General features: G+C 58.0%; 33 protein-coding genes. 8 read left to right on the forward strand and 25 right to left on the reverse strand.

Features of this window, described 5'->3' with window-relative positions; all coding sequences use genetic code 11:
• Positions 1-16: 16 nt before the first annotated feature.
• From PHA8399_RS16080 to PHA8399_RS16115, 8 genes are all read right to left on the reverse strand, one after another.
• The gene (locus tag PHA8399_RS16080; RefSeq protein WP_058287112.1) at positions 17-619 is read right to left on the reverse strand and encodes a superoxide dismutase; all 603 of its coding nucleotides are present in this window, start codon (positions 617-619) and stop codon (positions 17-19) included.
• 171 nt (positions 620-790) lie between these two features.
• On the reverse strand, positions 791-1,279 hold the full coding sequence (locus PHA8399_RS16085; RefSeq protein WP_058287113.1) for a hypothetical protein: 489 nt from the start codon (positions 1,277-1,279) through the stop codon (positions 791-793).
• A gap of 46 nt (positions 1,280-1,325) precedes the next feature.
• On the reverse strand, positions 1,326-1,649 hold the full coding sequence (locus PHA8399_RS16090; RefSeq protein ID WP_058287114.1) for a hypothetical protein: 324 nt from the start codon (positions 1,647-1,649) through the stop codon (positions 1,326-1,328).
• A 251-nt stretch (positions 1,650-1,900) separates the two neighbouring features.
• On the reverse strand, positions 1,901-2,230 hold the full coding sequence (locus PHA8399_RS16095; protein WP_244270238.1) for a hypothetical protein: 330 nt from the start codon (positions 2,228-2,230) through the stop codon (positions 1,901-1,903).
• A gap of 304 nt (positions 2,231-2,534) precedes the next feature.
• The gene (locus tag PHA8399_RS16100; RefSeq protein ID WP_058287116.1) at positions 2,535-3,101 is read right to left on the reverse strand and encodes a sarcosine oxidase subunit gamma; all 567 of its coding nucleotides are present in this window, start codon (positions 3,099-3,101) and stop codon (positions 2,535-2,537) included.
• Positions 3,094-6,126, reverse strand: coding sequence for a sarcosine oxidase subunit alpha family protein (locus PHA8399_RS16105; RefSeq protein WP_058287117.1), 3,033 nt, complete (start codon positions 6,124-6,126; stop codon positions 3,094-3,096). The genes PHA8399_RS16100 and PHA8399_RS16105 overlap by 8 nt, the downstream gene beginning before the upstream one ends.
• A 49-nt stretch (positions 6,127-6,175) precedes the next feature.
• Positions 6,176-6,517 (reverse strand): sarcosine oxidase subunit delta, encoded by a 342-nt coding sequence (locus tag PHA8399_RS16110; protein WP_058287118.1) that lies wholly within the window; start codon positions 6,515-6,517, stop codon positions 6,176-6,178.
• Positions 6,518-6,550: 33 nt separating this feature from the next.
• A complete protein-coding gene (locus tag PHA8399_RS16115; protein WP_058287119.1) occupies positions 6,551-7,795 on the reverse strand; it encodes a sarcosine oxidase subunit beta family protein in 1,245 nt (414 codons plus the stop codon).
• A 188-nt stretch (positions 7,796-7,983) separates the two neighbouring features.
• Between PHA8399_RS16115 and ccmI the strand changes: the two genes are divergently transcribed.
• The 3 genes from ccmI to PHA8399_RS16130 are packed head-to-tail and all read left to right on the forward strand — an operon-like array spanning position 7,984 to position 9,929.
• Complete coding sequence (gene ccmI / locus PHA8399_RS16120) at positions 7,984-9,222, forward strand: c-type cytochrome biogenesis protein CcmI (protein ID WP_058287120.1); 1,239 nt, start codon at positions 7,984-7,986, stop codon at positions 9,220-9,222.
• Positions 9,219-9,692, forward strand: a complete 474-nt coding sequence (gene ruvX, locus PHA8399_RS16125) for a Holliday junction resolvase RuvX (protein ID WP_058287121.1) — start codon at positions 9,219-9,221, stop codon at positions 9,690-9,692. The genes ccmI and ruvX overlap by 4 nt, the downstream gene beginning before the upstream one ends.
• 3 nt (positions 9,693-9,695) lie before the next feature.
• Positions 9,696-9,929, forward strand: coding sequence for a DUF1289 domain-containing protein (locus PHA8399_RS16130; RefSeq protein ID WP_039130524.1), 234 nt, complete (start codon positions 9,696-9,698; stop codon positions 9,927-9,929).
• A gap of 235 nt (positions 9,930-10,164) precedes the next feature.
• Here the strand turns inward: PHA8399_RS16130 and PHA8399_RS16135 are convergent, their stop codons facing one another.
• The 3 genes from PHA8399_RS16135 to dusA all read right to left on the reverse strand — a co-directional run bounded on the left by PHA8399_RS16135 (position 10,165) and on the right by dusA (position 12,936).
• The gene (locus PHA8399_RS16135; protein ID WP_058287122.1) at positions 10,165-10,962 is read right to left on the reverse strand and encodes a hypothetical protein; all 798 of its coding nucleotides are present in this window, start codon (positions 10,960-10,962) and stop codon (positions 10,165-10,167) included.
• Positions 10,963-10,972: 10 nt separating this feature from the next.
• Entirely contained in the window at positions 10,973-11,827 is an 855-nt protein-coding gene (locus tag PHA8399_RS16140; RefSeq protein ID WP_058287123.1) for a sulfite exporter TauE/SafE family protein, read from the reverse strand.
• An 86-nt stretch (positions 11,828-11,913) separates the two neighbouring features.
• Positions 11,914-12,936 (reverse strand): tRNA dihydrouridine(20/20a) synthase DusA, encoded by a 1,023-nt coding sequence (gene dusA, locus PHA8399_RS16145; RefSeq protein WP_082649559.1) that lies wholly within the window; start codon positions 12,934-12,936, stop codon positions 11,914-11,916.
• Between the two features lie 98 nt (positions 12,937-13,034).
• Here dusA and PHA8399_RS16150 point away from each other — a divergent pair, with 98 nt between their 5' ends.
• Positions 13,035-14,126 carry a tyrosine-type recombinase/integrase gene (locus PHA8399_RS16150; RefSeq protein ID WP_058287125.1) on the forward strand — a complete coding sequence of 364 codons (1,092 nt, stop codon included), beginning with the start codon at positions 13,035-13,037 and terminating at the stop codon, positions 14,124-14,126.
• On the forward strand, positions 14,123-14,368 hold the full coding sequence (locus PHA8399_RS22365) for a hypothetical protein (protein WP_145977047.1): 246 nt from the start codon (positions 14,123-14,125) through the stop codon (positions 14,366-14,368). Before PHA8399_RS16150 ends, PHA8399_RS22365 begins: the two co-directional genes overlap by 4 nt.
• A gap of 42 nt (positions 14,369-14,410) precedes the next feature.
• Here the strand turns inward: PHA8399_RS22365 and PHA8399_RS22030 are convergent, their stop codons facing one another.
• The 5 genes from PHA8399_RS22030 to PHA8399_RS22380 form a co-directional block, all read right to left on the reverse strand.
• Positions 14,411-14,854: a thermonuclease family protein gene (locus tag PHA8399_RS22030; RefSeq protein ID WP_208856319.1), complete on the reverse strand. Its 444-nt coding sequence runs from the start codon at positions 14,852-14,854 to the stop codon at positions 14,411-14,413.
• Between the two features lie 23 nt (positions 14,855-14,877).
• The gene (locus tag PHA8399_RS16160; RefSeq protein ID WP_145977048.1) at positions 14,878-15,144 is read right to left on the reverse strand and encodes a hypothetical protein; all 267 of its coding nucleotides are present in this window, start codon (positions 15,142-15,144) and stop codon (positions 14,878-14,880) included.
• 80 nt (positions 15,145-15,224) lie between these two features.
• Positions 15,225-15,743 carry a uracil-DNA glycosylase family protein gene (locus PHA8399_RS22370; protein ID WP_145977049.1) on the reverse strand — a complete coding sequence of 173 codons (519 nt, stop codon included), beginning with the start codon at positions 15,741-15,743 and terminating at the stop codon, positions 15,225-15,227.
• Between the two features lie 356 nt (positions 15,744-16,099).
• Positions 16,100-16,342 (reverse strand): hypothetical protein, encoded by a 243-nt coding sequence (locus PHA8399_RS22375; RefSeq protein WP_145977050.1) that lies wholly within the window; start codon positions 16,340-16,342, stop codon positions 16,100-16,102.
• A gap of 9 nt (positions 16,343-16,351) precedes the next feature.
• Positions 16,352-16,588, reverse strand: a complete 237-nt coding sequence (locus tag PHA8399_RS22380) for a hypothetical protein (protein ID WP_145977051.1) — start codon at positions 16,586-16,588, stop codon at positions 16,352-16,354.
• 329 nt (positions 16,589-16,917) lie between these two features.
• On the opposite strand from PHA8399_RS22380, the gene PHA8399_RS16170 reads away from it, so the two are divergent.
• Both PHA8399_RS16170 and PHA8399_RS16175 read left to right on the forward strand, forming a co-directional pair.
• Positions 16,918-18,063, forward strand: coding sequence for an XRE family transcriptional regulator (locus PHA8399_RS16170; protein ID WP_058287129.1), 1,146 nt, complete (start codon positions 16,918-16,920; stop codon positions 18,061-18,063).
• Between the two features lie 13 nt (positions 18,064-18,076).
• Complete coding sequence (locus PHA8399_RS16175) at positions 18,077-18,556, forward strand: hypothetical protein (protein ID WP_058287130.1); 480 nt, start codon at positions 18,077-18,079, stop codon at positions 18,554-18,556.
• Positions 18,557-18,635: 79 nt separating this feature from the next.
• Here the strand turns inward: PHA8399_RS16175 and PHA8399_RS16180 are convergent, their stop codons facing one another.
• The 3 genes from PHA8399_RS16180 to PHA8399_RS22725 form a co-directional block, all read right to left on the reverse strand.
• Positions 18,636-19,028 carry a hypothetical protein gene (locus PHA8399_RS16180; protein ID WP_058287131.1) on the reverse strand — a complete coding sequence of 131 codons (393 nt, stop codon included), beginning with the start codon at positions 19,026-19,028 and terminating at the stop codon, positions 18,636-18,638.
• Between the two features lie 239 nt (positions 19,029-19,267).
• Complete coding sequence (locus PHA8399_RS22385; protein ID WP_145977052.1) at positions 19,268-19,774, reverse strand: hypothetical protein; 507 nt, start codon at positions 19,772-19,774, stop codon at positions 19,268-19,270.
• A 23-nt stretch (positions 19,775-19,797) separates the two neighbouring features.
• Positions 19,798-20,058 carry a hypothetical protein gene (locus tag PHA8399_RS22725; RefSeq protein WP_208856321.1) on the reverse strand — a complete coding sequence of 87 codons (261 nt, stop codon included), beginning with the start codon at positions 20,056-20,058 and terminating at the stop codon, positions 19,798-19,800.
• A 209-nt stretch (positions 20,059-20,267) separates the two neighbouring features.
• On the opposite strand from PHA8399_RS22725, the gene PHA8399_RS22895 reads away from it, so the two are divergent.
• On the forward strand, positions 20,268-20,399 hold the full coding sequence (locus PHA8399_RS22895; RefSeq protein ID WP_280137384.1) for a hypothetical protein: 132 nt from the start codon (positions 20,268-20,270) through the stop codon (positions 20,397-20,399).
• A 463-nt stretch (positions 20,400-20,862) separates the two neighbouring features.
• Here PHA8399_RS22895 and PHA8399_RS22390 read toward each other — a convergent pair whose 3' ends face one another.
• The 6 genes from PHA8399_RS22390 to PHA8399_RS16200 all read right to left on the reverse strand — a co-directional run bounded on the left by PHA8399_RS22390 (position 20,863) and on the right by PHA8399_RS16200 (position 25,124).
• A complete protein-coding gene (locus PHA8399_RS22390; protein WP_145977053.1) occupies positions 20,863-21,051 on the reverse strand; it encodes a hypothetical protein in 189 nt (62 codons plus the stop codon).
• Positions 21,052-21,062: 11 nt separating this feature from the next.
• The gene (locus PHA8399_RS16190) at positions 21,063-21,287 is read right to left on the reverse strand and encodes a hypothetical protein (protein ID WP_058287133.1); all 225 of its coding nucleotides are present in this window, start codon (positions 21,285-21,287) and stop codon (positions 21,063-21,065) included.
• Between the two features lie 239 nt (positions 21,288-21,526).
• The gene (locus PHA8399_RS22395; RefSeq protein ID WP_145977054.1) at positions 21,527-21,967 is read right to left on the reverse strand and encodes a hypothetical protein; all 441 of its coding nucleotides are present in this window, start codon (positions 21,965-21,967) and stop codon (positions 21,527-21,529) included.
• A gap of 11 nt (positions 21,968-21,978) precedes the next feature.
• Positions 21,979-22,626, reverse strand: a complete 648-nt coding sequence (locus PHA8399_RS16195; protein ID WP_058287134.1) for a recombinase family protein — start codon at positions 22,624-22,626, stop codon at positions 21,979-21,981.
• A 355-nt stretch (positions 22,627-22,981) separates the two neighbouring features.
• The gene (locus tag PHA8399_RS22400) at positions 22,982-23,623 is read right to left on the reverse strand and encodes an SLATT domain-containing protein (protein WP_145977055.1); all 642 of its coding nucleotides are present in this window, start codon (positions 23,621-23,623) and stop codon (positions 22,982-22,984) included.
• Positions 23,616-25,124: a reverse transcriptase domain-containing protein gene (locus PHA8399_RS16200; protein WP_145977056.1), complete on the reverse strand. Its 1,509-nt coding sequence runs from the start codon at positions 25,122-25,124 to the stop codon at positions 23,616-23,618. The genes PHA8399_RS22400 and PHA8399_RS16200 overlap by 8 nt, the downstream gene beginning before the upstream one ends.
• Positions 25,125-25,904: the final 780 nt, after the last annotated feature.

Consider the following 25,904-nt stretch of genomic DNA (forward strand, 5'->3'; position numbering starts at 1 on the left):
TTCCGCTCCTGCTGCCTTATCCCAGGCGGGAGGCGACGTTTTCCCAGTTCACCAGGTTGTCCAGGAAATTGGTCAGGTAGGCCGGACGCTTGTTGCGGAAGTCGATGTAGTAGGAATGCTCCCACACGTCGCAGCCCAGCAGCGCGGTCTGATCAAAGCACAGCGGGTTCACGCCGTTTTCGGTCTTGGTCACCGCCAGCGAACCGTCTGCCTTCTTGACCAGCCACGCCCAGCCGGAGCCGAACTGGCCTGCGCCTGCGGCAGAGAATTCTTCCTTGAACTTGTCGACCGAGCCGAAGCTTTCGGTCAGCGCCTTTTCCAGCTCACCCGGCATCTTGCTCTCGCCCGGGCCCATCATCTCCCAGAACTGGTTGTGGTTCCACAGCTGCGAAATGTTGTTGAAGATGCCGTTCTGGGCAACCGCGTTGGCGTCGTAGGTGCCCTTGATGATTTCTTCCAGCGACTTGCCTTCCCACTCGGTGCCGGCGATCAGCTTGTTGCCGTTGTCGACATAGGCCTTGTGGTGCAGGTCGTGGTGGTATTCCAGGGTTTCCGAGGACATGCCCTTGGATGCCAGAGCGTCGTGGGCGTAGGGAAGATCGGGAAGTTCAAAAGCCATTTTGGGCCCCCTGTCAAAATTGTTTGCGTTCCTGCGCAGATACATGCTGTGTGCGCGCTATCAGGTCAAGAGGCCAAGGCGCGAAAACCGTGCAGGCCCAATGTTCATCTATCCTCTCAGATGCTCAGGCAGTAGGTGCCTAGCCGCGCAGGTACACAGCCGCTTTCGAAGTCAGTATTGCAACTGATCGAGGCCGGGAATTTCGCTTTGAGCAATCTGCTCGCACTTCAGATCGCCACGGATCCTTGAATGGTATCCGAGAGACACTTTTGCCCGCATTACACCCGTTTTGGCTTGGGGATCTACCTCTGCGCGAAAGCCTACTGATGTCCAGATGTCTAAGCTTGTCGGGCGGCTAATCCGCCATTTGAACTTCAGCCTCCCATCTTTCAACTGTTTCACTTTTGCTTCGGCCTTTCCTTCCCGAGAAGTCACAACGCGTGAATCGATAACCTGCACCTGCCGCCAATCGTCAGAGAACTCAAAATAAGTCTGGGCGGGAAGCCATCCGCCACCGCCTTCAGACGTGGGTTTACCTCCGCCGAACCGGTCAATCTCACAACGAAAAACAGCATCCACTCCCGAAGCGCCAACCGCCGCCGGAAACCCCAGCAACAGCACGCTGACAACTCCGGTTGCAACAAAAATATCCTTAATCATTCTTTTCGTCCCAAAACTGTTTGCCGCAAAAAGTTAGCCAAGCGTATCAACCCTGCTGGACCTTGCACTTCCCGCGCCCGCGCGGCGCGTTTGCAAAGCCGGTGATCACACCCCGGATCGACAGAGTGCTTTTGTCCATGTCAAAGACGGCCGAATACAGCCCGTCCACCTTGGTCCGCGCGTTGGAAACCGGGATGTCATTCACCCGCCACGCCAGGTCATAGGAATTCCCTTTCCGGTGTTCGACCTTGGCGGACAAGGGTTCACCGACCAGTTGGTGAATGTAGCCGTCATAGACCTTTGCAGTTTTAGTGCTGTCGTCCCACAGCACCATAACCCGCGGCGCAATCCAGCCGTTGTTTGTAAACATCTTGATGTCGCAATCAAAAACGGTCTCAGCCGAGACCGCTTGACCAAGAAAACCTGCAGCCGCAATACAACCAGCTTGAACAAAACATTTCATTTGCCGTAGCCCTCAAATCAGTTCCTGAAAACCGAATGCAACCCGGTTGAGCAAAATGCAACCACGCTCCCGGGTAAGTTGGGTTTAAAACAGCCGCAATAGGCGATCCTGCGACAGGCCTTGTCCGTTCGCGGTGCCGCGGCACCCCAAGGCACCGGTTATTGCAAATAGACCTGGAACTGCGCCAGCAGCGACAGCGAGTCCAGCCGCTCGCAGCTGCCGGAGCCGCGGGGCAGCATCGTGCCCTCTTCCGGGCGGATCGACTGAATGCTCATTTTCAGGTTGGACATATTGAGCACCGCCCGGAACCGCGGCTCAGCCCCGCCGCTTTCCATCAGCACCGCAAGCCCCGGCAGCGACCAGCTGAGCGCATATGACGATCCGCTGCGTTTGACCACCTTGGCGGGCACAGAGACACCAAAGGCGGCATCGGTGATCTGCGCCGTTTTGAAATTGTCGGAGAAATAAATCGCGATTTTGCTGGGCACCCAGGCGTCGCCGGAAATCGGTTCAAGGTTGCAGCGGAAACTGGAACCCGCTGCGGCAGCCGCCCCGGCGAGCGTAAAAAATAGTGCAACATAGCTGCAATTCAGCAGACCCATCAACCGCCTCCGAAACATCTTCACACAGCCGCCCCACAGACAGGTAACCGGCTGTTAAATATAACTTTTTTAATCCCTGCGAAGGAACATCTCCAGCGGCATCGGTTCAAATAAAAAGGTGCCCCGGATCATCTCCAGGGCACCGTAGTTGACGCGTCATGGCGTCACAAGCAAAAAGCGAGTGGCAATTTTAATAAACACCCACTTTACTTTGCGGGTGAGCGGCCGCGCTCAGCAGTTTGAACACGTACTCGCCCACAGAGCGGAAACAGACGATGCAGAAGCTGCCATCCTCGTTCAGCCAGTAGGCGCCAGCCACCTGTGCCAGGCGCGAGCGGCGGAACTGGCCGGGGGTGAAGGCGGCAGCGTCAAAGTCGACCGGGCTCACCTTGCCCAGCACCTCGCGCGCGCCCTCACCGGACAGGCGGAAGAACGCACGGGCGTCGGAGACGTTCACCGCCAGAGCGTGCTCGCCCTTCAGAGCCTCGGCCACTTCGGCGGTCTTGGCCACTGCATCTTCGTAAGGCACCAGCAGCAGCAGCTCATCCGGGGACATCCAGGCGGCGGCCCCGTTCTCGGCAACCGAGATGGCGCCCTGTGCCGGAACCCCGGCGCCGGTGGCGGCCTTGACGGCTGCCTTCAGCGCTGCGGAGCCCAGATCGCCGCGCAGGGTGATCATCCCCTGCAGACCGGCATCCTCGACCTTGGCCAGCCCGGAGTACCGGGCGCCGTTCAGTACGGAAACAGCCTTAGACATTCTGCTTCTCTCCATCCTTGTCGTAGAAGACCGGGTCAACGATCTTGGCTTTGTAGGTCTTGCCGTCGGTGCCCGGGAACTCGATCACTTCACCCATTCGCTTGGGACCGTGCTTGACGAGGCCCATGGCGATGCCGCGGCCCAGCGTTGCGGAGTGATAGGTCGAGGTCACCCGGCCGATCATGTTGCGCTGGCCGTTGGCATTGACGCCTTCACCCAACGCATAGGCGCCGTCGGGCAGCACCGATCCGTCCACGGTTTCCAGGCCAACCAGCTGCCAGCGGTCCGGATCCGTCATGTGGGACCGCGCTTGCGCGCGTTTGCCCAGATAGTCGTCCTTCTTCTTGGACAGCGCCCAGTGCAGCCCCAGATCCTGCGGGATCACGGTGCCATCGGTCTCATCCCCGATCATGATGAAGCCCTTTTCGGCGCGCAGAATGTGCAGGGTCTCGGTGCCATAAGGCATGACGCCGAATTCCTTGCCCGCGTCCATCAGCGCATCCCAGAACGCCTGGCCCTCAGAGGCCGCAACCGCGATCTCGTAGGACAGCTCGCCCGAGAAGGAGATCCGGTAAGCACGGGCGTCGAAGCCGCCGATCTGACCGTCGCGCCATTCCATGAACGGCAGCGCCTCTTTGCTGACATCCATGCCGCCGCCCGCTTGCGCGTTCAGCTTCTCCAGCACCTTGCGGGCCTTGGGGCCGACCACGGCGATCTGCGCGTACTGCTCGGTCACGTTGGCAACGTAGACTTTCCAGTCCCACCATTCGGTTTGCAGCCATTCTTCCATGTGCCCATGGATGCGCTCGGCGCCGCCGGTGGTGGTGTGGCACAGGAAAGTGTCCTCGTCGATGCGGGCCACCACACCGTCGTCCATCAGGAAGCCGTTCTCGGTGCACATCAGGCCATAGCGGCATTTGCCCGGCTTCAGCGTGGACATCATGTTGGTGTACAGCATGTCCAGGAACTTGCCGGCATCGGGGCCCTTGACGATCAGCTTGCCAAGGGTCGAGGCGTCCAGCAGGCCGAGGTTCTCGCGGGTGTTCTTCACCTCGCGGTTCACCGCAGCATGACGGTCCTCACCGGGTTTGGTGATCGCAAACGGGCGGCGCCACTGGCCGACCGGCTCCCAATCCGCGCCGTTCTTGTCGAACCAGTCGTAGATCGGCGTCTTGCGCACCGGCTGGAAGATCTCGGCCCGTGCCTCACCCGCGATCGCGCCCAGCGAGATCGGGTGGTACGGCGGACGGAAGGTGGTGGTGCCCACCTGCGGGATTTCCGAGTTCAGGCTGTCGGCCAGAATGGCCAGGCCGTTGATGTTCGACAGCTTGCCCTGGTCGGTGGCCATGCCCAGCGTGGTGTAACGCTTGGTGTGCTCGACGCTTTCATAGCCTTCGCGGGCCGCCAGCTGCACGTCCGACACTTTCACGTCGTTCTGGTAGTCCAGCCAGGACTTCATGCGCAGCTTGATGTCCGCCTTGGCGGGCATCAGCCAGACCGCTTCCATCTGCGCTTCCGCCTCGGACTCGCCCTTGGCCGCCGCCACGGATTTCGCCGGAAAACCGGCAGCTTCCGCTGCTTTCGAACCAGCCGCCGCTGCATCTTCCAGCAGCGCGCCCAGGCCGAACTCGCCGTTCGCGGCACCTGCCGGAACCACAAAGCCGTTGCCGTCATGGCCCAGCGGCGGGCGGGAGGCATCGGGACGGAAGTTGGCGTTCACCTCGTCCCAGATCAGCTTGCCGCCGCAATGGGACCACAGGTGGACCACCGGCGACCAGCCGCCGGACATGGCAACCGCGTCGGCCTGCACGACCTCACGCGCACCGCCTTCGCCGTTCTGGGCGCAGATGGCGACCTCGGTCACGCATTTGCCGTCCTTCACCTTGGCGATGGCGCGGCCCAGCTCGACCCGGATACCCTTTTCGCGGACCGCTTCCATCAGCGCGCCGCCGCCGGTTTCGCGGGTGTCGACCACGCGGACCACTTCGACGCCCGCGTCATGCAGCACAAGTGCTGTGCGGTAGGCGTCGTCGTTGTTGGTGGCAACCACGACCTTGTTCCCCGGGTTGATGCCCCAGTTCACCACATAGTCGCGCATCGAGGCCGCCAGCATCACGCCCGGCACATCGTTGCCGGCAAAGGACAGCGGACGCTCGATCGCTCCGGTCGCGGTGACGATCTGGGAGGCACGGATCCGCCACAGGCGATGGCGCGGGCCGCCCTGCCCCGGCGCGTGGTCGGTCAGGCGCTCATAACCCAGGGCATAGCCGTGATCATAAACGCCGGAGCCCATGCAGCGGTCGCGCAGGGTGACGTTGCCCATTCCACGCAGCTCTGCCAGGGTCTTTTCGATCCAGGCCTCGGGCGCTTCACCGTCGATGGTGCCGCCGTCGACCGGCGCGCGGCCGCCCCAGTAGTTGTTCTGCTCCAGCACCAGAACCTTGGCGCCCGAGCTAGCTGCCGCCTTGGCCGCCTGCAAGCCGGCCACGCCGCCGCCGATGACCAGCACATCCGCAAAGAAGTAGAAGTGCTCGTAGGTGTCGGCGTCCTTCAGCTCCTTGTCGGGGGCAGCGCCCAGACCGGCAGACTTGCGGATGATCGGCTCATAGACGTGTTTCCACAGCGGGCGCGGGTGGATGAACATCTTATAGTAGAAGCCAGCGGTCAGGAAGCGGCTCAGCTTGTTGTTGATCGACAGGACGTCGAACTCCAGGCTCGGCCAGTGGTTCTGCGACTGCGCGGTCAGCCCTGAGAACAGCTCGGTGGTGGTGGCGCGCTGGTTCGGCTCGTAACGGTCGCCCACACCCAGCTGCATCAGCGCATTAGGCTCTTCCGAACCGGATGCGACAACGCCGCGCGGGCGGTGGTATTTGAACGAGCGGCCCATCATCACCTGGCCGTTGGCCAGCAGGGCGGATGCGAGCGTATCGCCGGCATAGCCCTTCATGGACTTACCGTTGAAAGTGAAGGCGATCTGTTTGGAGCGGTCGATCAGCCGGCCGTGCTTGGCAAGACGCGTGCTCATGTGCGCAGACCTTTCAAGAGAAAAGCGGATGTTTCAGTCAGGCGGCGGATCATTTCTGACCGTCCGAAAATTCGCGCCAGGTCCAGCCCGGGCGTTTGGCAGAGATCTTCTCCTGAAGCTCCTGCGGCGGCTCAGTGGTCTGAGCGCTGTAGGTGCCAAAGACCTCCAGCGTCATGGTGCAGCGGGCGGCGTGGAACCACTTGCCGCAGCCGTTGGCATGGCGCCAGCGCTCAAAGTGAACGCCTTTGGGGTTTTCGCGCATGAACAGGTAGTCATGGAACGCATCGTCGCTGGAGCCGGGGCCAAAGCGCTTCAGATGCGCTTCGCCGCCCGCGGCCAGTTCGGTTTCTTCGGCTTTGACGCCGCAATAGGGGCATTCAAGGATCAGCATGGTGCTTGCTCCGTAAAATTGAATTCTGCAGCGTTAGTGCGCCACACCGGCCGCGACGCTCTCGTCGATGAACTTGCCTTCCTTGAAGCGCATCATTGAGAACTCCTCGGTCAGCGGCGAATGGCCGGTGGCCATCAGCTCCGCCATTGCCCAGCCGGAGCCCGGGATCGCCTTGAAGCCGCCGGTGCCCCAGCCTGCGTTGATGAAGCAGTTCTGGACCGGGGTCTTGGAGATCAGCGGCGAGCGGTCGCCGGTCACATCCACAATGCCGCCCCACTGGCGCAGCATCTTGAGGCGGCTGACCATCGGGAACGTCTCGACCAGCGCGCGCACGGTTTCCTCGATGTGGTGGAAGCTGCCGCGCTGGGTGTAGTTGTTGAACCCGTCGGTGCCGCCGCCGATCACCATCTCGCCCTTGTCGGACTGGGACATATAGCCATGCACGGTGTTGGCCATCACGACCACGTCCATGCAGGGCTTGATCGGCTCGGACACCATCGCCTGCAGCGCCACGGATTCCATCGGCAGGCGGAAGCCAGCCAATTCAGCCAGAACCGAGGCGTTGCCCGCCACAACCATGCCCAGCTTGTCGCAGTCAATCGGGCCTTTGGTGGTGTCCACACCCACGGTGCGGCCGCTCTCAACGCGCACGCCGGTGACTTCGCATTTCTGGAGGATGTCCATGCCCATGTCGGAACACGCCCGCGCATAGCCCCAGGCCACCGCGTCGTGACGGGCGGTGCCGCCGCGCTCCTGGTACAGGCCGCCCAGCACGGGGTAGCGGGGGCCGTGCAGATTGATGATCGGCACGATTTCCTTGACGCGCTCGGGCGTGATCCACTCGGTCTGCACACCCTGCTGCTGGTTGGCATGCGCGGTGCGCTTGTAGCCGCGGATCTCATGCTCGGTCTGGGCCAGCATGATCACGCCGCGCGGGCTGAACATCACGTTGTAGTTCAGGTCCTGCGACATGGTCTCATACAGGCTGCGGGCCTTTTCATAGATCGCAGCAGACGGATCCTGCAGGTAGTTCGAGCGGATGATGGTGGTGTTCCGGCCCGTATTGCCGCCACCCAGCCAGCCTTTCTCGATGATCGCGACATTGGTGATGCCGAAATTCTTGCCCAGGTAATAGGCGGTGGCGAGGCCGTGCCCGCCCGCGCCCACGATGATCACATCGTAGTGGCGTTTGGGTTCCGGCGAGCGCCAGGCGCGCTCCCATCCGGTGTGATAGCGCAGGGCTTCCCGCGCGACAGCAAAGACTGAATAGCGTTTCATGAGCGAATCCGATGGTTCGTGTCTGTTAGCGGGTATGCCTGAAACGCATGGCCGGCCAGTGCCGTTTATCGCCCTGTTTCTGCGCTATTGCGACATAGACCCATGACGCATTGCAGCATCCCGCGGCAGTTTGGCCCTTTTGTTCGGGCCGCCCCGCATATAGATGAAAACCAAACTTCGGAGACGGCATGGTTTTCTGGACAGTCACCGCCCTTATCGCATTCTCGGCAGCGCTGCTGCTGGCAATGATCATCATTCGCGCCCGCGAGCAAGGCGAACCTGCTGCGGCCTTTGATCTGCGGGTCTACCGCCAGCAGCTGCGCGAGGTCGACAAGGACCTGGCGCGCGGCGTCATCAATGAAGGCGACGCAGAGCGCATCCGCACCGAAATCTCGCGCCGCATTCTGGCGGCCGACGCCCAGCTGCAAAATCGCAAATCCGGCCACGCCCAGCCCAAATCCCTGTCGCTGGTCTCTGCCGTGGCCATCGCGCTGCTGATCACCGGCGGCACCCTGGGCCTTTACTGGCAGCTCGGCGCGCCTGGGTATGGCGACCTCGGCCTCAAGGACCGCATCCGCATGGCGGGCGAGCGCGCCGAGAACCGGCCCTCGCAGGCGGAGGCCGAAGCCGGGATTCCCGCCCTGCCGGAACCGCAGGTGGAGGAAGGCTACATCAAGCTGGTCGAACAGCTGCGCAAGACCGCAGGCGAGCGCGAAGGTGACGCCCGCGGCCAGGCGCTGCTGGCCCAGCACGAGGCCAACCTCGGCAACTTCAAGGCCGCCTATGAAGCCAAGGCCAACTACATCCGCCTGGCCGAAGGCAAGGTCAACGCCCGCGATTTCACCGAACTCGCCGAGCTCAAGATAATGGCGGCCGGCGGCTATGTTTCCCCCGAGGCGCAAACCGACCTGCAGAAGGCCCGCGCGATTGACCCCGCCCACGGCCCGGCCCGCTATTACTGGGGCCTGATGCTGGGCCAGATCGGCCGCCCGGACCTCGCCTACCGCGAATGGGCCGCTACCCTGCGGGACGGCCCGGCGGACGCGCCGTGGGTCAAGGGCATCCAGGGCCAGATCGAGGAGATGGCCTTCCGCGCCGGTGTGGAATACCGCCCGATCACGCCCGGCGGCGGCACCCCCCCCGCCCTGCCCGGCCCCAGCGCCGAGGATATGTCCTCCGCCAGCGAACTCTCCGCCGAAGAGCAGCAGGAAATGATCCGCGGCATGGTCACGCGCCTGTCGGACCGGCTGGCGAGCGAAGGCGGCAGCGCCGAAGAATGGGCAAGGCTGATCGGCGCCCTGTCGGTCCTTGGCGAAACCGAGCGCGCCCGCACCGTCTATGCCGAGGCCCGCGGTGCGTTTGAGGCTGACGCCGAGGCGCTGGCCCTTCTGGAAACCATCGCCGCCCAGTCCGGAATTACCGAATGATCCACGATGTCTTTGAAGACTTCGCCGCCGCCCTGCCGCCGATGAGCGCGCTGATGGGGCTGGACCTAGGCACCAAGACCATCGGCGTCGCCGTCTCCGACCGCATCGGCGCGGTGGCCACGCCCCTGGAAACCGTGAAGCGCAAGAAGTTCTCAGCGGACGCCGCGCGCCTCCTGGAGATCATCAAGGACCGTGACATCAGCGGCATCCTGCTGGGCCTGCCCCGCAACATGCACGGCACAGAGGGGCCCCGCTGCCAGTCCACCCGCGCCTTTGCCCGCAACCTGATGCAACTGACCGATCTGCCGATCAGCTTCTGGGACGAGCGCCTCAGCACCGTGGCGGCCGAAAAAGCGCTGCTTGAGGCGGATACGACACGCAAACGCCGCGCAGAGGTTATCGACCACGTCGCAGCCTCCTATATCTTGCAAGGCGCATTGGACCGGATGCGGCATTTGAAGAACGGGTGAATGATGACAGACGACGTTTGGAAACGGGACGAAATCCAGTCCCCCTGCATCAAGATCTGCGTCGTCCACCCCGAGGCCCGCATCTGCACCGGCTGCTACCGCTCCATCGACGAGATCCGCGACTGGTCGAAAATGACCAATGACGAGCGCGCCGGCATCATGAACGACCTTCCCGCCCGCGCCAGCAAGCTGGTCAAGCGCCGCGGCGGCAGGGGCGCGAGGTTAAAACGCAGCTAACGCGGCGCGCGGTCAGGTAACCGTTTGCAAATCATGCGGAATAAGCACTGACCCAATGTTTCGCGCGCGAAACATTCAGGCAGGATTGCTGACCTTTTCACCAAGGTGGCGATGGCCATAGCGAGGCTGATTAGATACCTTGCAACCTCCCAGCGGACCGGCGTTCAAAAAGTGCAACTCAGCCAGGACCTACGTCGGGTTTCCACCGGACGGTCTCTGATCGGTTGAGGTAAGACTACCCTTCCGCCAGCCACCCCGTGGTCCAATCCTCCAGCTCCGGACGGAAATAGGCGATCATACGCCCCTCTTCCGGCGCGCTGGCCCCCTCGCCCCAGGGCGCAACCCCGTGCAGGCACAGCCGGTGCATCAGATAGGACTCGCCGGGTTTGGCATGAACGGTGATCCGCAGGCAGGTCTCGAACACCTCGGCGCGGGCTGCTGTGTAGGCATCGGTCACATCCACATCTGCCCAGTCCGCCTGCGGCACGCCTTCAAACGCGGTGGCAAAGGCGCGGCGCATGATCCTGTGGCTGCCCTCCCAGACTACCAACGGCGAAGCATCCGGGCTGCTTTCATTGAGCGGGATACCCAGCACCCAGGCATGCGGCTCCTCCACCTTGCGGCGGCGGTGCTCGCCATACATCTTCACCCCGTCCACATGCGCCGCATCGCGCCTGACGCGGTAGCGGAAGGCGGCCTCCCCCTCGCCCGGACGCGGACGCGGGTAGCCGGGGAAGACCGAGGACACCTGCGCCCGGTGCAGATCCGGAATGGGGCCGAGGTTTTGCGCGATTAAGCCGACCGGCGCCCCCGCCAGCGGCGGACCGCCGGGCAGGCGTCCTGCGGCATCATTCGGCAAGGCATCAACCCCGATGAACCAAGTGCGCTCGCATTGGAACCACTCTGCGTTTTCGGGGTCGTCCAGCGCCTTCACCCCATGCGCCAAGGCATCCGCCGCCCAGGCCGCGATCTGCGGATCATGGGCAAACCTCACCCAGCCCTTATCCCCATACTGCGCAAACGGATCTTGCATCTTCACGCCCTCAGTAGCCAAAAGCTTTGCGCAGCATATTCAGCGCCACCAGCACCAGGAACGCCCCGAACACCCGCTTCAGCGGCTTGGGATCCATCGCATGGGCCAGCTTCACGCCCCAGGGCGCGGTGATCAGGGTCATGGCAATCACGATGAAAAAGGCCACCAGATTGACCGCCCCGATGGTGAAAGGCGGCCGTGTCGCCGGGTCCACCTCCAGCAGCAGGAAACCGGCTACCGAGGGCACCGCGATGATCACGCCGAACCCGGCGGCCGTCGCCACCGCCCGGTGCACCGCGACCCCGTGCAGGGTCATCAGCGGCACGCCGAAGCTGCCGCCGCCAATCCCCATCAGCACCGACAGGAAGCCGACCGCAGGCGACAGCACCATCCGCTTAGCGCCCCTGGGCATCGCCTCGGCCAGCCGCCACTCCGACCGGCCCAGCCCCAGGTAGCAGCCAATGACCAGTGCCAGCCCGCCAAACACCCCCTGCAGCACGGTGGAGCGCAGGGAGGACGCAGCCAGCACGCCCGCAACCGCGCCCAGGGCAATGCCGATCCCCCAGCCGCGCAGGATCTCCCAATCCACCGCGCCCTTCTTGTTGTGGCTCATGACAGAGCGCAGCGAGGTCACGATGATCGTTGCCAGAGAGGTCGCCAGGCAGATCTGCATCAGCTGATCGCCGCCATACCCAAGTGTCTGAAACGCATAGAAAAACGCAGGCACCAGCACGATGCCGCCGCCGACGCCCAGTAGCCCGGCCAGAACGCCTGCAAAGGCGCCGATCACCACCAGAAGCACCGCCATCTGGATCAGCAAGGCGGGCTCCGGCCACAGGGCGGCTGTCAGGGCGGGGTCGGTCATGCGGAGCACCTCGGGCTTTGGTTCACCGGCAAAGGGTTAGCCGCCGCTCCCCGCTTGCACAAGGCACTAGCGCGTGAGGCGTACCGTCACGCTGCGGCGCGCTTGCCGACCTGCACCAGCGCCTCCTCTACCAGCTCCGGCCCGGCCCCGGCCCGGCAGGCACCCTCTGAGAGCATCCGCCGCCACTTCCGCGCCCCCGGCTTGCCCGCAAACAGCCCCAGCATGTGGCGGGTGATCTGGTTGAGCCTGGCCCCCTCGCTCAGGCGCGCCTCGATATAGGGCAGCATCTGCCGCACCGCCTCAGCCGGGTCGCTGACAGAGCCTGTGCCATAGATCTCCGGGTCCGCCGCACACAAAACATCGGCAGGCTGGTGATAGGCCGCACGCCCCACCATCACCCCGTCCAGGCCGCGGTCCAGATGCGCCTTGGCCTCAGCCAGCGTGGCAATGCCGCCGTTGATCGAGACATGCAGGTCCGGGAACGCCGCCTTCATCCGGTGCACCAGCTCGTAGTCCAGCGGCGGAATGTCCCGGTTTTCCTTCGGAGACAGCCCCTGCAGCCAGGCCTTGCGCGCATGAATGGTCACCCGGCCGCAGCCCGCGGCGCGGATCTTTTCCAGGAACTCCGGCAGCACCTCTTCCGGCTCCTGCTCATCCACACCGATGCGGCATTTGACGGTGACTTCCACATCCACCGTTTCCCGCATCGCCGCCACGCTATCGGCCACCAGTTCCGGCGTCTGCATCAGCACCGCCCCGAAAGCGCCGGATTGCACCCGGTCGCTGGGGCAGCCGCAATTGAGGTTAATCTCATCATAGCCGGCCTCCGCGCCCAGCCGGGCGGCCTCTGCCAGTTCCCCCGGATCCGAGCCGCCCAGCTGCAGCGCTACCGGATGCTCCTCAGCAGTGAACTCCAGCAGATGCAGCGCCCCGCCGCGCACAAGGGCCGGCGCGGTCACCATTTCGGTGTAAAGCAGCGTTTCCAGGCTCAGCAGCCGGTGCAGATAGCGGCAGTGCCGGTCGGTCCAATCCATCATCGGCGCAACGGAAAGGCGTGCAGAGCGCCAAAGAGGCTCATTTCCCTTATTTTTAGAGCTAACTCCACTCATTCCACTTGCCCATTCACAGTCGGTTTTTGCTTGTTTTTGCCCATTTTGCCGGATTAGAACAACAAAAGTTGTCCCGATTTTGAAAAAGTTGTTCCGACATGGCCCATATTATCGAGCGCAAGCGCAAAGACGGTTCCACCGCCTATCTGGCACAGATCGCCATCAAAAGAAAAGGCCGGTGGGCACACCGCGAATCCCGAACATTCGACAAGAAGCCCGCCGCAAACGCCTGGCTGAAGAAGCGGATGAAGGAAATCGATGCGGCGGGCGATGACCTGCGCAAGATCAAGGCCAAAGGCATAACCCTGCGGGACGCGCTGGACAAATACCTTGACACCGCAGGCGACAAGATAGGCGCCACCAAGGCCCAGGTACTTCGCACCATCAGGGACGAATATGATCTTTCGGACAAAGTGGCAGACGAGATCCTAAGCAGCGATATTGTGCAGTTTGCCCAAGAGATCGCCGCACGGCCGGGCGTTGCCTCTGCCGCCACGGTTCAGAATTACCTCTCCCACCTATCGGCTGTTTTCCGCATTTCGCGTTCTGCCTGGAGCATCCCACTGGACTACTTGGCCATGCAGGAGGCGATGCACGCCTGCAAGCGCCTGCAGATCACCGCTAAGTCGAGGTCAAGGGACCGTCGACCGACCTTGGTCGAATTGGAGGCCCTGCTGGCCCACTTCATAGAAGCCACGGCAGCGAACCCGCGCACGATGCCCATGCACAAGGTGGCACTGTTCGCCCTCTTCTCAAGCCGCCGCGAATCCGAAATCACTCGCGCAAGATGGGACGGGCTGGATCAAGAGCATTCCCGGGTGTTCGTGAAGGACATGAAGCATCCAGGACAAAAGGTCGGGAACGACGTGTGGTGCGATCTGCCGGAGCAAGCCCTAAAAATTGCGAAGTCCATGCCCCAGAAGGATGAACGGGTGTTCCCCTTCAACCCTGATACCATCTGCACACGGTTCACCCGCGCCTGCAAACTTCTACAGATCGAAGACCTGCGGTTTCATGATCTACGGCACGAAGGCATTTCCCGGCTCTTTGAGATGGGCAATTCAATTCCGCAGGTTGCTGCAGTCTCCGGCCACCGTTCATGGGCTTCACTCCAGCGATACACCCACCTCCGCCAAACAGGGGATAAGTACGAGGGCTGGGATTGGATTGACAGAGTGTGCCGCGCATGAAGGCCAAAGACTATCCGCTGCCTGTGGTCGAAATAGCCTGCGATCACTGTAGGCGGCACGGCAAATACAGAAAGAGCAGGTTCATTGATCTGGTCGGCGAAAACACAGAACTGCCGCATGCGCTTTCTATCATCGCTGCTGACTGCTCAGAGGATCGAGTTACCCCGGACAGCATGCGCGGGCGCTGCCGCCCCTACTACGCCCAGAACTGGTGGGGTGCTGTCTGCAAGGAACCAAGCTGACCCCGCCCTCCTCTTCTAGATCTCAGGTGGAACTTGGGTAGTTTACGGATTGCAGTAGCCGGGCATCTTTCCGCGGAATGGCCCAGCAGCGCGCTGTACAGAGAAATAGGCACCGCCCCGGTCATACTGAGCACATCGCCCGCATTGCCCTTGCGCGATCAGTACGATGCCCAAATCGCGCCCATCTGGCAGAGAGCAGCGCCCGACCTCCCGGTCATATGTTTTTTCGCCGGTGAGATCGCAGGAAACGGCCTTGCCGCGAACCAGCGCCTTCATGGCGCGAGTGGCACTGTCGCCCAGCGGACTTCCGCGTTCATCACAGGTGAGGCCCTGCAATCGCACGGGAACACCGCTCACCTCAATTGTGTCGCCGTCCCGTACACGAGTCACTGCGCCGACCAAATCGGCATCGGGTTGATCCGTAGTGATGCAGGCGTGAAGCACCAGGCCAGCCAGAGCTGAGAACAGGAAGGGCTTAAGGGTCATTTCACCACTCTATTCGCCGCGGGTTAAGATTCATCCTGCTCATCATATTCGGCGCCCCATTCCGAAACACCGCGCGCGATCTGCACCAAAAGTCCGAGGACAACAGCGCCCAGAATGTACATCAGGCCCTGGTTGATAGCCTCTCCCGTTGTGTCTGACGCAAGATACCGGCGCGCCGCGAACTGGTGGTCGGTGACGGTCGCAGCAAGGTACAGGCCGAAGCCAGCCTTGTAGGTGCCGAGCGCCAGTATGCAGTAGCTCAGCAGAGATCCTAGCCTGATGAAAATCATTGCCATGCTCCTTTGATGGACAATCATGAGAGCAATTCTGAGCCAAACGTTCAACCAAGCCTCTACTCAATCGCTCCAAACTAAAGCACAGCTTGAGCGAATCGTTCATTGAAGGCGCGTTTCGCCGAGGCGAAATCCGGTAGCCCCTCTCGACGCCGGAAACCTTGTATTCCTCTAGTGGACGGGTGCGGCATGTGGGCAATCTTGACGTCCTGATCCAAGAGGGGCGCCAAATACTTTTCACTACGTTGCGCCTCGTTCCCGAACAATAATACCCTCTTTATCCGATGCGTGGAGATCAGCTCTGCATTCATTACTGCGCCTTCTGCGAGTCCTTCAGCAGTTGCAATTCCATCGTACCAAGGAATCGCATTCATGGGCAGATATGCCGTGAGAGGCAGGCCAGCGGCCAGAAGAGCGGCATGGCAATTTTTTGCCGTTTGGTCATTCGGCTTCACGCGGTAGTTTAAAACGCCGATTTCACCGGTAATTTCCGCACCGCATCCAGCTTCGGGCCGACCGGGATCGCGCAAAACCGCTGCTACCCTGTAAGGTCCGGAGTGATAGGGTGCAATTATCGGGTATCGCCGCTGGTTCATCAGATGTTCCTATTTGGACAATCCATAAAACAAATTCCACCACACGGAGGTACGTGGCTGAACATCGCGAAGGCACTCAACAGCTTCAGGTGAAATGCTAACCGATGGGCATAAGCCAAGTATCAACGCGTACCTCTGGCGCTCAACATCCGCGAGCCTCAGAGATACGAAGGTCAAAGACACAGCTAGACCCAGAACCAGGATTACTCTCACCGCCCGCTCCTTTTTCAGACCGCACCCCATGGGGCAGACGAACGCGGGTGGCTCATCTCGGCGACCGGCGGCCGCCTCCAGGCCTTCGAACCATCACCCAATACGCCAAACCCCATAGGACCTCTCCCCTTTCAGACTTTCGATTACCCGGTCACATACTTGGAGCCTTCAGGCATCACCATGTACCCGGAGCCTTTAAAGCCGCCGCCGACAGATCCGCCGGTAAAGTACTCTGCATAGCCTATACGACGGAGTTCGTGACACGCTCTCTTCACGCGCTCTCGCGGCAGTTCTGAGTACGAAGAGATTTGTTTGAAGTTTAGAATTTTACCATCCTTGGCAGCAAGGATGCGGATTACGGTATTGGCATCTACAGAAATCGACACGACTTGCTCCTATTTGGACTTCTGTTTCGCCGCCCGCTGCAATTCGGTCCAGCGATCGACAGCATCGTTGATGTCTTTGAATGGCGGCGTTTTCGTCCAGCAGTAATTGCACACGATCCGAACCCCAGTTTTCGTCGGCTCCGGCGTTACGGGGCCGCCCTGATCGCAGTGCCGGCAACTGGCAACACGGTCCATGCGCGCACCATGAGCGACGAACTGTTCGTTGATCAGATCCCGTGACGCCATATCGCCAGCACTCCTTAGATGGAAACCCGCTCGCCGCAAGTCGGGCACGTAGGTTTCATGGCATTGACGGCCTCTTCGAGTGTACAATGCGGCTCAACGTAATGTGTGCCTCCGCCAAACCCGACCAGACTGTAACTCTCATAGTTTGCTGTGAACGGAGCATCATTCTCCTTCATCTTTACTTTCCCCTTGTGCCCACAGCTGCACTCAAGATCGTAGTAAGTTCTGGTCGCCATCTAACGCCCCTATCATGCCAAGAATTGCCAGTTTGCGATTTTTCGCATATCGCCCATTGCTAGGTCAACAGCCCATGGCTATATACTGCAGATATGGAAGACTCAGAATACAAATCGCCAGGACAGATGCTGACTGCGCTCCTCACCGAGCGCGATTGGAGCAAGCGCACGCTTGCTGTGATATCTGGGCTTGACGAAACCGCAATCAGCAAAATCGCGTCCAACGTCCGCAAGATCGACGCAGAGACCGCCCTCATCTTTGAGGACGTTTTTGGCATTCCAGCAGAGCGTTTTCTGCTCGTTCAAAAGACGTACGAACTGGCTGTCGCTAGGATCGACAATACGCCCAATCCCGAGCGGAAAATTAGGGCTAACCTTATCGGCGATCTGCCGGTCAGTGCCATGATCAAGCGTGGGTGGATTGACGCCAAATCCGTGAAGGACATCGAGAATGTCGAAAGGTCACTGCTCAGGTTCTTTGACGCCAACCGCCTCGAGGATATTGAAACTCTCCCTCACGCCTCAAAGAAGACTGATGTAAGCATATCAGCCACACCAGCCCAATTGGCCTGGCTGTACAGAGTGAAGACACTTGCTTCCGAAATGCTGGTAGCGCGGTACTCTCCAGCGTCAGTTAAGTCCGCCATTTCAAAGATTAAGACGCTCATCCATTCTGCAGAAGAGCTTCGGAAAGTTCCCCGAATCCTAGCAGAAGCTGGGATCCGGTTTGTTATTGTGGAAGCCTTGCCCTCAACGAAGATCGACGGTGTTTGCTTCTGGTTGGATGAGAAATCCCCGGTGATTGGTATGTCGATGCGGTTCGACCGCATCGACAACTTTGTCTTTGTCTTGCGCCATGAGCTTGAGCACGTTCTCAACCGCGACGGCTTGGAAACAATGATGCTCGACGTTGACGTAAACTCTGGTGAAGCAACGCAGGTCACGCAGGAACTTGTAGACCAAGAAACCCGCGCCAATGAAGCAGCGGCAGAATTCTGCGTCCCGAAGAAGATGATGGACGCTTTCATCGCTCGAAAGGCTCCTGTTTTTGCCAAGCGCGACATTGTCGGCTTCGCGAGAATGCTGAAAGTCCATACCGGCCTGGTGGCCGGCCAACTTCAATTCAAAACTCAAAAGTACCACCTCGGGCGAGAGTACCTTACCCCCGTCCGATCCATCATCACCCCGAATGCTGTCACCGACGGCTGGGGCGATGTCGCCCCTACAGATGCCTATTAACTGGAGGACCTTCATGAGTAAAAAGAAAGACATGCAGAGGCTTATCCGCCACTACAAAGATGAGACCGGTGAAATTGAAGTCGACATGAAAAAGGTTGCCAAGTTTGCGCAACTTGTCGGCTGGAAGATGCCGGTTCCGAAGGACCCTTTGGACATTCTGGCTCAGGAGTTGGCCAGGGCAGCTCGCGACGAGATCAAGCACGACAAGGACACCGGGCGTCCCTACCGGGTCAATCATGCTGTCCCGCAGAAACAAGGGCAGCAGACTGTCTTCGTCTGGGTTGATATCGACGAAGCACCCCGGAACGTGATGGTAAAGTCCCTCAATCTAAGGAGGGAGCAGATGATCGGTGACGGCTTGCAGCTTACATACGATGCTGACCACTGGAACGCTCTCCACCCAAAGGAGAACCAAATCCAGTTGGAGATGGACTTATCCTTCGACATCGAAATCCGCAAACATGCGGCAGACGCAGAAGACGAAGAAACGTAGAAGGGGCCGATCTATTCGGCGCCCTCTCCTTTTCTGGACCGTATCTTCACGGCTAGCCTCCATCACAAAATCGATAGAGCTATACATGCGAAGCAATAATCGGACCAAGCGTCCATATTGAGTAAACAAAGGCCCCAACGGAACAAACACCCGCTAGAACGGCCCCAACAGCCAGCGATTTCCAGAACCACATTCTTGGCCCTTCGCCAGCGTTAATGCGGGCGACTGCTTGATACTGGGCATGGATACACCAATAGGTAAACATCAAAGCCAGAGGCGCAAGAGCCGCACCGATTGACAGGTTCACCAATGCACCAGCGACACCCCGAACAATCTCAGGCTTTCTTTGAATGTTCTCGGTTGCAAGAAAACCCAGCAAGGCGACCGCCCCCGCCCCATTCAGCAGGAATGCGAATTTGACCGCCTCTAGGCCAACCGTTACCGCCCCACTGCCGCTTTCCACTTTTGCCATAGTGCGACCTCTCCTTTACTGGCCTCTAGCCGTCACGTCGAACGGACCAGATCTCCGCACCACTCCCGTCAACATCAATAATTCGCGCGAAGTCGCAACTGTGCCGGATCAGACCATCACGAGCGAACTGCTTGGTTGCCTCTAAGTCCTTGTCCCACGGCGAGCTACCAATGAGCTTACCCTCTCGATAGTATTCTACTTTGTACGCCATTCTCTTTCCTCCTTTGTTGGATCTGAAACTAAGCTAGTACCGGCATTCCAAACACATAAGGCAAAAGGCCTTGAGGCCGCACCTTAACCAGCCGCTCAAGGTTCTGGATAACGACCTGATCGCTGGAACACGCTGCAAGCCATTCTTCAACAGCTTCACAAAACTTGTCGCAAAAAACGCTCACTGTTTCGACGTATGCGTCTTCCAGCCTTCCATCTGAAAAGGTTGTATCAGCGTCGGACAGCACTAGAATGTAGCGTCCAAAACTATCAGTTGGATCTCCAAACCTACCAGAGTGCGAAACACCACAGCGCAATGACCAAATGTCTTCTGGTGTAAGATGCGGGAAAGCTGTCGAAAGATTGTCTTCGCACCACTTCTTGTAACGCCGACCTCGATCTCGATGGTCGTCTCGAGGATCAGACAGGGAAACGCATAAATCCGGCAGCGTTAGCGCGGCCGAAACAGCCAATTGGGCGAACGGCGAACGCGAAGCCGCTTTTATCTCCGTCAAAAATGGCGCCAGTTCACTCATTTATTTCTCCTTTTCTGGATCTGCTACTCGACCAGGTTCGCTGAGTAAAAGCCATCGCCACTGTCAACTTGAACCGGCAAGCCAAATCCGGCGCGATCCAACACTGCAGAGCGCTGCCTACTTCCACGCCGAAGTGAAGCGCTTAAGATCTCTTGCGGTTTCAATGACATGCAGGCCAAGCGCTGGAGAACTTGAAGAATTTCACTTTCACTCAGGTTCCCAGGCATCTCCCCCACGCTCTTCTCTGAAGTTCCATCCCAGTGTCTTATTTCCCATTTTGCCATGAGCCGCTGCTCCTTAACTGGACAATTCTAGGTGTAGTCCTAGCTCCCCTACCATCCCACAACTTTCCAAGGGGTGGGGCAGAGCGGCCTGCACAACCTGGTATAGTTCCTTCGCAGGCCGCTCGACGATCTGGGAGCTAGTTCTGAACCCAGTCTTGCACCTTATAGTCATAGCGCCACTCTTGAGTGGGGGTAGGCAAGGCGGCACCGTGGCCGATGGCAACAATCCGGCACGAACACTTCTTGCAAATCTCCTCATCGGCATGCGCCATAGCCTCGGCGAGTGTTTTGCAACCTTTCGCGACAAGCGCACCCTCTACAAACAAATGGTAAATCAATGACTTAAGTCCTTTCTTGGACTGCTCCGCTTACAGAGCTACAATCTTTACATCCCGATCTTTCCGGGGCGGGATAGAGCGGCCCGTGGTACCATCTTCACAGGTGCGAATGCCCCGCGGGTCGCTCGCTCTCCTTAGCTGGATTGGGGGCGGGCCATCCCAGACAACCGCCCGCCCCTACCTGTAGCGCCCCGAAAAGGCGCATGAATTCCAATTCATTCGCCGTCTTCTGGTGCCTGCCAGGGTAAACTTTCAATTGGGGGCTCATATCGATTTGCCCGATAGCGCGACTCCGGAAGGTCATACCCCATACCGCGGTCATCGACCCAAACGTCGTCTTCGACCCCGAGTGAGCGCTTTGTTCGGTGAATGCCCGTTGGCCTCTTCATAACCATTTCCTTAGCTAATTTTCTTGCGGCGCTTGGCCACCTGTTCGTTCATTAGTTGGCTTGAATGCCCCTGCTCCCTAGCCAGACTGGCGTTTCAGTACTTCACCAACACCAAAACATTCCGTGCACGCTTGCGTGTCATCGCTCCCCGGCACCGGAATTTCACGCGAGCCAAGGCAGAACGGGCATGTTGCAACCTCGCCTTTGGCCTCTTGAATTGCTTCAGGGCTGCGCTCAGCAACCAAATTTGTCTCATCTACAGACACTTAAGCTCTCCCTAGATAGACAATCCAGTCTCGGCGCTATCCATGTCACGCTCTAGCTGGTCGGCAAGCTCATCGGGAACTTCTGTAGCAAATACAAGCCTCCTCACGTCTTCGACGAGGAGATTGAGCGCTCTCAAGGCATCAACCGGGTCCTTACAAACTGTATCCTCGGCCGTCTGCAAAGACCGAGACAACTCCTGAACTTGATCAGCAGGAATATAGAATCTGCTTGCCATTTTGCTCTCCTTTTCCCTAAGCAGCCTTGCCGACAGCTATAATGACGACAATAAGCACGATGACGGTGAGCAACACTTTCACCGAATTCTTAAGCACCCAGTTTAAAAATTCCCTCAACTCATTTCTCCTTACTTGGATTGCGCCTTGACCAGAGATCGCAGCATTGCGTCAATCTCGGTCAGAATTTCCTCGGTTGCCAGTTCGTGGCCGCTCGACGACCAAACGGGCAGCTCTCAAGTCACAGAATTTCGTGGGCATCTAAACCTATCCAAATAGTAATCCCCAGAAGTCCCAGCCAGAACACTACCCTAAATAACAACGTCCACCCCCCTTGACCCTGGGATGCACAATAGTTTTCCCACCCTGTATTGGACGCCTGGCAGCTACATGAAGCGGCAAGATGATCCTCAATCTTGCGTGTATATTCCGCGGCGGCACGGATGTAGGAGCGCTGCATAGCCATACGCAAACCTGCCAGTAGGATGAACACTGGTGGTATCCACAAGGTCTTCTCAACAAGATCTAGGTAAGCACCAGCTTTTCCAACAATTGAAACGTACCAAGCGTAGAAGATCGCAGGGGCTAATATTGAATATAGCTCGATTTTCTGAACTTCTGACACTGCAACAGCCATCTTGGCATGGAGAAGTTCAAGCTCCTTCAGCCCAAATTCACACATCTCTGTAGCTCCTATTCAGACCCATCATCCGGGGCGCTGCCGCCAGCGCGGCCGGCATCCCAGTCCTTTTGCCAGGCATAGTATGCGGCCCGGCTGATCGGCGGCCCCTTCAGATCCTTGATCTTTTCAAACACGGTCATTCCGCGGTCGCCCATCTGCAGCATCATTGAGGCGACCTCGGCACGCTCCTCGGTCATTGAAATCGGGCGGCCAGGCTTTTCGCCCCGCGCCTTGGCCCGTTCGATCCCGGCCTTGGTGCGCTCAATGATCAGGTTGCGCTCCAGCTCCGCCACCACGCCCATCATCTGCAGCATGGCCTTGCCCATAGGGGTTGTCACGTCCACCCGCTCAGTCAGGCTAAAAAAGGAAATGCCGCGGTCACTGAGCAGGTTCAGGACTTCAAGAATGCCCTCAAGCGTGCGCCCCAGGCGGTCGAGCTTCCAGACGACAAACTCCGTCCCGGGTACCTGCGCCAGCCGCAGAGCGCGGATGAAATTAGGTCGATCCATGGCCCCGCCGCTGGCCCGGTCCACAAAGATCAGTTCTTCCGGGACGCCGTAATCCTTGAGCGCTTGGATCTGCATGTCGGGGTTCTGGTCCGCTGTCGAAACGCGGGCATAGCCGATCTTGCGAACCGGTTCTTTTTCGGATTCGGACATCGCTTTCTTACTCAAAATTCGGCCTCACGCGGCCAATCTGGACAGAATTTCTGGACAAGGCAACCTGTGCGATACCGTCCCCCACTACTTTCCCCTATGGGCGCACTACGAGCGTAAGGCGGGACCAACCCGACATTCGCCGCAGGTGCAGCTTAGGCTACCTCGCGCGGTCGCTTCGGGCAGTGAGCAGGCGTTGCAAAGTCGTGGTGGGATTGCTCGGGATAAAGCACAAGGCAAAACTGACAACAGCCGCATGTCGTCTCTCCATGAAGCTCAAGTTCCAGACTGATATTCTTTCGCACCGCTTTTTGTATGCGAAATTAGAATGTGCAAGAATGCAGTAAGAGCATCTAACCTATGAGTACCCAATTGCTCGGAGGAAAAGAAAGTAGAAGCCGATAGCGCAAATCCCAAGAATCAACAAATAGAGCCACCAGTCCAAGAGAAGGCGTTTCGACCAAAGATATTTATGCCAAAAGTAAAACCAGAGACGACTAAAAAATCCATCGCGCCTCATGCCTTCTAAAGTTTCGTACAACTCATTATCCCAAGCTTGATGGTTCTGTCCCTGGCGTTCAATTGCGCTATGATACTCTCCAACAAAACCTTTTAAATTGTCAGAATCGGGCGCAGAAGACACCAGCTCACAGTCCATTCTGGAGACAATTTCAAGAATCTTTTGAGCCGATTCTCTCATTTCTCGGGCGTGAAGCGCTCTACCTTCTGCGTTATCAAGGAGGTTGACAACGAGGAGTGAGACCGAAGCAATAATACCTATCAATGTTACTGCATGCCCATCTGCAGACGACGCAAGGTTACCGTTTGCAAAGAGTGCTACAGAAGAGCAAATCAGATAAACACTCAATAGAGCCGAGAAGATAACCGATCCTTTTTCGTATCGATCCATTCGCTCTGCAAGGTTGAACCTTATATATGCGGTTTTCTCCATCTTCCCCTTAGTCTTGAAGAAATGGTTTTTCTCGCTTTCGTTAATCACCGCTGTCACCTCCCGGCTTTTCGACCCCTAGCGAACCATGTTGCGCCCAACACTTTTTAGAAGCTCTCCATGCCAAAACAAAACTAGGCGCACTAACTTCATACTCATACTTCTTCCGGTCGAACCAAGAACCAGAAATAATTTCGCTCTTCGACAAAACATCCCAGTTACTCTTGGAGCATTTTTGTTTGATAATCTTGGCCCGTTTTACAAGCGCACGCTCGATTGCCCAGACAAGCCAACCGTCAAGTCTAGAGAAGTCAGACACAGTATCGGATAGGCAGTAGTAGGAGACACATCCCGACAGCACTTTAATTCTCTTCTTGCCGTCAAGAAATGCCTTGAGTTCCTCGTTGGTGTAGGGTCCATTAATGTAACTTCTCAACCTGTGAATGCAGGAGACAAAATCCCAGTCCAGCTTGTTTCCGTCAAGCCTTTTGCAGTTTAGTGCACTGTGTCTCTTTGGATAAAGAAGCAGAGATTCATATATTATCTGAGCGCAGCGTTTTTTTATACGCTCCACTCCCGGATCGGAGATCGTTATCCTGTCTTTCGAGAAGCTATACCCCAAAAACTCAACGATTTTTACCGTTCGCATCTCTTCTTCCCTTGTCGAGAATATGCTTATACCGGTAGTCTTGAGTTGATTGACCACAACACCCGTTTCGCGTGAGAATTCGCGATAGGCAGAAATCGCACCTACCGCATCCTCATAGCTATAGTTTACCAGAACGCTGTCATCTGCATATCTGATATAGTTCCCACTGAGTTTATCAAGCTCGGTGTCGAGTGCATGGCCAACAGCATTAGCCAGGAATAAGGAAATAGAATTTCCCTGCGGTATTCCTATCTCGCGCACCCCTGTGGTTCCATCTTGATCTTCATATTCATGATCAAGATATCCACGAATCACCTTTTCTTCAAACTTTGTGATCAAAAAACTCTCGGATTCGAGTACTTCTCTCTCAATGAAATCTGTGCGAATCGATCCGAAATAATCGGAGAAGTCGTATTTTGAGATGTAGACTTTGCCTGAATCCAGATATTGTTTAAGCCGAAATACGGCATCCAGAGAGGTCTTGCTGGGCATGTAAGCGAAGCTGGTAGACGAGAAAATCTTTTGATTTCGAGATCTCATAGCCTCGCTTAAAAGGCTTGCAAGTGCCGAATCCGGTATTCCAAAAACATCAACGCGCCTTCTGTCGCCAGAGGATTTTCGAAAGCTAAACCTGTAGGATTTTATCGGCCTATACTTTCCCTCCCGAACGGATTTTACGATTGATTTTGCTAAGAAGCGAGCATGACTAAGGCAATATGCCGGGTCAAACTGTCGATGATAGTTCCAGATTTTTGGTCTTGCTACGATCGGTGAGCTAACTCCGACACCGGTTCTCTTCTTTACTCTTTCCAGGTATTTTCTGCGATACTCGAGCCGTTCTTCATACTTGTGAAGTCGAATCTTAGCTTCTGCGATTATTTCTCTTTCTAGAGCTTTTTCCAAAGGAACATTCCAAGAGGTGCGCCAGCAGGGAGCTGTAGTATGTTGTCGTTTCCATTTCGAATGACGCGTGGATCACGTCAAACTGCAAAGATACGCCGCCCCTTGCTGACGACTAACGCTTCTCGCATATAGACTACTTACTCACTCAAGGGTTGGTCCTTGTCAAGGAGCCCCTCTACAAGCTTGTAATTCTGCTTTGCAACGTTGAGCGCCATCCAAACTGCTGGAGGCGCTTGCCTACGCATGACTTTATCTCTGGGAGTGTCCGCTCTGACTTACGTCCACGACATGCTGCACGAACGAACTCTGACACTGTGACCAAGGTCCGCTGAGGGCTCGTTGCTGCCCTTCGCTGACTTCCGCAGGCAGGAGTCCAGAAACCGCCAGCACGAGCGATCGCTGTGCGGGACCTTGCGGACTTTGGCTGCAAGCGCAATTGAGTCGACAATAAGCGGCCGTCTCAACTCCGACGGGCGAGCACCGGACATTCGCAGCAGATCGAAGCGAGGAGCCAGCTGAACAGTGAGTTACGCGCCGTTACTCGGTGGCGGTGTCGAGGTCCCAGGCAACCGGTACTGGGAATCTTAAGACGAGAACCGCCAACACCGTTAAGCAATACAACAATTTATGCTATACTTCTCTTAGCTCAACTCTGCCGCAAGGTTTTTTTGATGTCCATCAAACGCTTACCATACCTAATCGCAGTGCCATCACTTATTCTCTTATGTTCTAATACTGGGCGAGCTGATTGTTATGATCAATTTAGGTATTGCGTAGATC

It is taken from the genome of Leisingera aquaemixtae, from assembly GCF_001458395.1.
Classification (GTDB): domain Bacteria; phylum Pseudomonadota; class Alphaproteobacteria; order Rhodobacterales; family Rhodobacteraceae; genus Leisingera; species Leisingera aquaemixtae.

Coding starts and splice junctions, on each gene's coding strand:
- PHA8399_RS16115 (WP_058287119.1), bottom strand. CDS start 7,795: ATGAAACGCTATTCAGTCTTTGCTGTCGCGCGGGAAGCCCTGCGCTAT.
- PHA8399_RS22370 (WP_145977049.1), bottom strand. CDS start 15,743: ATGAACCAGCGGCGATACCCGATAATTGCACCCTATCACTCCGGACCT.
- PHA8399_RS16175 (WP_058287130.1), top strand. CDS start 18,077: ATGAGTAAAAAGAAAGACATGCAGAGGCTTATCCGCCACTACAAAGAT.
- PHA8399_RS22725 (WP_208856321.1), bottom strand. CDS start 20,058: ATGGCAAAATGGGAAATAAGACACTGGGATGGAACTTCAGAGAAGAGC.
- PHA8399_RS16130 (WP_039130524.1), top strand. CDS start 9,696: ATGACAGACGACGTTTGGAAACGGGACGAAATCCAGTCCCCCTGCATC.
- ruvX (WP_058287121.1), top strand. CDS start 9,219: ATGATCCACGATGTCTTTGAAGACTTCGCCGCCGCCCTGCCGCCGATG.
- PHA8399_RS22030 (WP_208856319.1), bottom strand. CDS start 14,854: ATGACCCTTAAGCCCTTCCTGTTCTCAGCTCTGGCTGGCCTGGTGCTT.
- PHA8399_RS16160 (WP_145977048.1), bottom strand. CDS start 15,144: ATGATTTTCATCAGGCTAGGATCTCTGCTGAGCTACTGCATACTGGCG.
- PHA8399_RS22380 (WP_145977051.1), bottom strand. CDS start 16,588: ATGGCGTCACGGGATCTGATCAACGAACAGTTCGTCGCTCATGGTGCG.
- PHA8399_RS22365 (WP_145977047.1), top strand. CDS start 14,123: ATGAAGGCCAAAGACTATCCGCTGCCTGTGGTCGAAATAGCCTGCGAT.
- PHA8399_RS16135 (WP_058287122.1), bottom strand. CDS start 10,962: ATGCAAGATCCGTTTGCGCAGTATGGGGATAAGGGCTGGGTGAGGTTT.
- PHA8399_RS16195 (WP_058287134.1), bottom strand. CDS start 22,626: ATGTCCGAATCCGAAAAAGAACCGGTTCGCAAGATCGGCTATGCCCGC.
- PHA8399_RS16100 (WP_058287116.1), bottom strand. CDS start 3,101: ATGTCTAAGGCTGTTTCCGTACTGAACGGCGCCCGGTACTCCGGGCTG.
- PHA8399_RS16140 (WP_058287123.1), bottom strand. CDS start 11,827: ATGACCGACCCCGCCCTGACAGCCGCCCTGTGGCCGGAGCCCGCCTTG.
- PHA8399_RS16190 (WP_058287133.1), bottom strand. CDS start 21,287: ATGGCAAGCAGATTCTATATTCCTGCTGATCAAGTTCAGGAGTTGTCT.
- PHA8399_RS16180 (WP_058287131.1), bottom strand. CDS start 19,028: ATGGCAAAAGTGGAAAGCGGCAGTGGGGCGGTAACGGTTGGCCTAGAG.
- PHA8399_RS16085 (WP_058287113.1), bottom strand. CDS start 1,279: ATGATTAAGGATATTTTTGTTGCAACCGGAGTTGTCAGCGTGCTGTTG.
- dusA (WP_082649559.1), bottom strand. CDS start 12,936: ATGAGTGGAGTTAGCTCTAAAAATAAGGGAAATGAGCCTCTTTGGCGC.
- PHA8399_RS16150 (WP_058287125.1), top strand. CDS start 13,035: ATGGCCCATATTATCGAGCGCAAGCGCAAAGACGGTTCCACCGCCTAT.
- PHA8399_RS16170 (WP_058287129.1), top strand. CDS start 16,918: ATGGAAGACTCAGAATACAAATCGCCAGGACAGATGCTGACTGCGCTC.
- PHA8399_RS22395 (WP_145977054.1), bottom strand. CDS start 21,967: ATGTGTGAATTTGGGCTGAAGGAGCTTGAACTTCTCCATGCCAAGATG.
- ccmI (WP_058287120.1), top strand. CDS start 7,984: ATGGTTTTCTGGACAGTCACCGCCCTTATCGCATTCTCGGCAGCGCTG.
- PHA8399_RS16105 (WP_058287117.1), bottom strand. CDS start 6,126: ATGAGCACGCGTCTTGCCAAGCACGGCCGGCTGATCGACCGCTCCAAA.
- PHA8399_RS22385 (WP_145977052.1), bottom strand. CDS start 19,774: ATGAGTGAACTGGCGCCATTTTTGACGGAGATAAAAGCGGCTTCGCGT.
- PHA8399_RS16080 (WP_058287112.1), bottom strand. CDS start 619: ATGGCTTTTGAACTTCCCGATCTTCCCTACGCCCACGACGCTCTGGCA.
- PHA8399_RS16110 (WP_058287118.1), bottom strand. CDS start 6,517: ATGCTGATCCTTGAATGCCCCTATTGCGGCGTCAAAGCCGAAGAAACC.
- PHA8399_RS16090 (WP_058287114.1), bottom strand. CDS start 1,649: ATGTTTACAAACAACGGCTGGATTGCGCCGCGGGTTATGGTGCTGTGG.